Origin of the sequence: Pseudoalteromonas sp. L23 (assembly GCF_021728455.1) — a bacterium.
Taxonomy (GTDB): Bacteria; Pseudomonadota; Gammaproteobacteria; order Enterobacterales; family Alteromonadaceae; genus Pseudoalteromonas.
On record NZ_JAKKCW010000040.1, the window covers coordinates 1 to 3,590 of the forward strand.

The following is a 3,590-nucleotide window of genomic DNA, read 5'->3' on the forward strand; positions in this document are numbered from 1 at the left end:
AGGGCGCGTTGACGAGCAGGTGAAGTTACGAGGTTTTCGTATTGAGCTTGGGGAAATAGAGCATCACCTAAATAGCCATGATGCAGTAATAGAATCGCTAGTGTTAGTGGTAGAAGAGGCAGGAGAGGCGCAGTTACAGGCTTACGTTCGAACAGAAGAAGCGACGGGGTTGGCACAGCAGCTACGTGAGTATCTACGGGCATTACTACCAGAGTACATGCTGCCAAGTCGCTACATTGCGGTATCACAGTGGCCGCTATCCCCGAACGGTAAAATTGACAAAAATGCGCTAAAAGCGAAAGTTAATCAGCCTATAGCTGAACAAATAATGCAGCCTCAGTCAGAGACTGAGGTTAAGTTGTTAAATATTTGGTCTAGCATATTAAATACTCCGGTTACTGAAATAGACCTAAATAGTAGCTTTTTTAGTCAAGGCGGGCATTCCCTACGGGCGGTAAAAATGCAAGCTGCAATACAAGCAGAATTTGCAAAGTCACTGTCCTTACAAACCATTTTTAAGGCCCAAAGCATTAGAAATATAGCTCACTGTCTTGATGAGCAAGCTGACTATATTCTTGGCGCGACGATTCAAGCTAAGGCAGATAAGTCACAATTACACCCGCTGTCTTATGCACAAAAGCGGTTGTGGTTTATAGATAACCTGAATCAAGGTAGTTCTGAATACCATATTACTTCAGCGGTACAACTAAGCGGGAAATTTGATTTAGCGAGCGCGCAGCAATCCTTTACTTTGCTTATTGAGCGTCATGAGACTTTAAGAACCGTCTTTATTAAATCGGCTGATGGCGTTGTGATGCAGAAAGTTAATCATACTAAGCCTTTTCAGATAAAGCACTTATCATTGACTCACTTAACGGGAGATGCGCAAAAGCTGGCTTTAGAACGGCTGATACATGAGCAAAACAGTCAGCCTTTTGATCTGAGTTTAGACCAAATGCTACGTGTTTCGGCGGTAAGTTTAGCGGAAGATGAGCTTGCGATTATTTTTACAGTACATCATATTGCTTCAGACGCTTGGTCAATGGGGGTCTTGGTTAATGAGTTTTGTAGTATCTATCAGGCGCAGGTGACTCAACAGCCACAAGACTTACCTCCTCTCAGTATACAATATAGTGATTATGCACATTGGCAGCAACAGAGTGACACCCAAGCGAGAATAAGTAGTCAGTTGCATTATTGGCAGCAGCAGTTGCAAGGGCTGCCCTCTGTGCACCAAATACCGTTAGATCATGCTAGGCCGAGTGCTAAGTTAAGTAATGGTAAACGCCTACAACGAAAATTACCCTCAGCGTTGGTTGAGAAATTACAAAGGCTTGCTACCGCTGCCAATATAACCCCTTTTATGCTCTACCATGGGGCATTAAGCCTATTAATATCAAAATATAGCTATGAACACGACGTTGTGATTGGCACCCCTGTAGCAAATCGATGTCAAACAGAGCTGGAGCCGTTGATCGGCTTCTTTGTCAACACACTAGTGCTTCGTAGTGATACTCAAGAGCGTACTTTATCTGCATTCTTTCAGCATATTCGCGACGTGAACCTTGCAGCGCAAGAACATCAGGAAGTACCGTTTGAACAAGTGGTAGATGCTTGTTGTAACTCTCGTACAACTCAATATACACCGCTATTTCAGATCATGTTGAACATGAATAATACGGAGTCTTCATCGTTCACGCTTAGTGGTGTAGAAGCAAATCTTATCCCAGTGGCAGCTGATAGATGCAAATATGACTTAGAGTTTGCGGTACAGCTAAGTAGCAGTTGCCCTGTGTTGATGTTGCAATACGATACTAGCTTATTTTTACCCAGTAGTATGGAGTTAATGCTGGCCGATTTCGCCGCATTGCTAACAAGCTTAAGTGAGTGTACTTTTGAAACGACGATGCTTAGTGAGCTTACGCTTTCCTCATCAGAACGGGGATATATTGGGCGAGAAGCACCACAAGAATTAAGGTTACAAGAGTCGTTTCAACAGCAGGTCAATAGAAAACCAAAACAGACAGCACTGCAGTTTTCTAACAGCACGATGACTTATGCGGATTTGGCAGCACAAGTTCAAGATCTCGCTTGCTACTTAGTAACTCATTTCCCACCTCATGCTCGAATTGGTATTTGTCTCGGCCGTTGTGAGTCTTTGTTGGTTTCAGTATTAGCAATATTGCGTGCTGATATGACCTATGTTCCTATGGATCCGAGTCACCCAGAGCAACGTTTGTTAAGAATAGCCGAGCATGCGGAGCTGGCAGCCATTATAACAAAGCCTGAGTGGCAGTCGAAGCTACAAGGCGTCTCAATTGCTACTGTCGTCGATATCAACACCTATGAGAAAACGGCTAAAACTAAGTTAGCTGAGGTGTACAGCAACCCTGTCGCGTATGTTATTTATACATCTGGTTCAACTGGCACACCGAAAGGAATTGAGGTACTACATAAAGGCTTAAGTAACTATCTTGATTATGCAGCAAAGCATTATCTCTGTGCAGGTATATTACGGTCAGTAGTTAGTTCAACACTGAGTTTTGATGCAACGTTAACTTCGTTATTGGCACCACTTATCAGCGCTAAAACCATCACGATACTGCCAGAAGAAGATACTTTAGCTGATCTGTATCAGTGTTTGCGCAGTGGCCCTGCTAGTTTGTTTAAACTTACACCATCCCACCTGAAGGCGCTTTGCGCTATTCACCATGGTGAGAGTATTACAACACCTCATACGATAGTGGTGGGTGGGGAACAGTTTACAGGCCAGCTGTTGGGACAGTGTCAGCGATGGCTCAATGGCGCGACCTTTGTGAACGAATATGGCCCCTCGGAAACCGTCGTTGGCTGTTGTGATTATGTTGTACTTCCTGGCCAGAAAGAGCCCGCTAGTGCAGCGGTTTCAATAGGTCGTGCGATTGCAAATACCCAACTTTATGTGCTTGACCCATATCTTCAGGTGGCACCTAAAGGTGGGGTCGGTGAGCTATGTATTGCCGGCTTTGGAGTTGCTAAAGGATATTTACAGCAGCCCCAACTCACAGCCGAAAAGTTTCTGAATTGGCAAGGGGAGCGGATCTATCGCAGTGGGGATCTTGTCCGTCAACGCAAAGATGGCAACTTAGTTTACGTAGGCCGGATCGATGAACAGGTAAAAATTCGTGGCTATCGTATTGAGTTGGCTGAAATTGAGGCGCTTGCAGTGGCGTTTACTGGCGTTGAACAAGCCGTAGCCCATGTAATTGAAGGAAAAAATAACAGTGCTCAGTTATTACTTTATATAACGTTAAAACCAACTTTGTGTGGCAATGAGCAGACTTCATTGTTGAAGCGTTACCTCGCCGAACAATTACCAGAATATATGGTGCCGAGCCAGTTTGTGGTGTTGGAGCAATTTCCACTTACAGTCAATGGTAAGGTTGATAAACGCGCTTTGCCACAACCGGAATTGACGACAGCGCATTACCGAGGACCACAAAATAAAACAGAAGCGCAATTGCAGCAATTATGGTCGAGTTTATTAAAGATACCGCAAGCGTCACTGAGCTGTGAGGCAAACTTCTTTGCCCTAGGTGGCGACTCAATAT

General features: G+C 44.4%; 1 protein-coding gene. It reads left to right on the forward strand.

Going from position 1 to position 3,590, the window contains the following annotated elements; all coding sequences use genetic code 11:
• The coding region (locus L3V43_RS23550) for an amino acid adenylation domain-containing protein (RefSeq protein WP_237117536.1) at positions 1-3,590 on the forward strand (3,590 nt) is incomplete at both ends.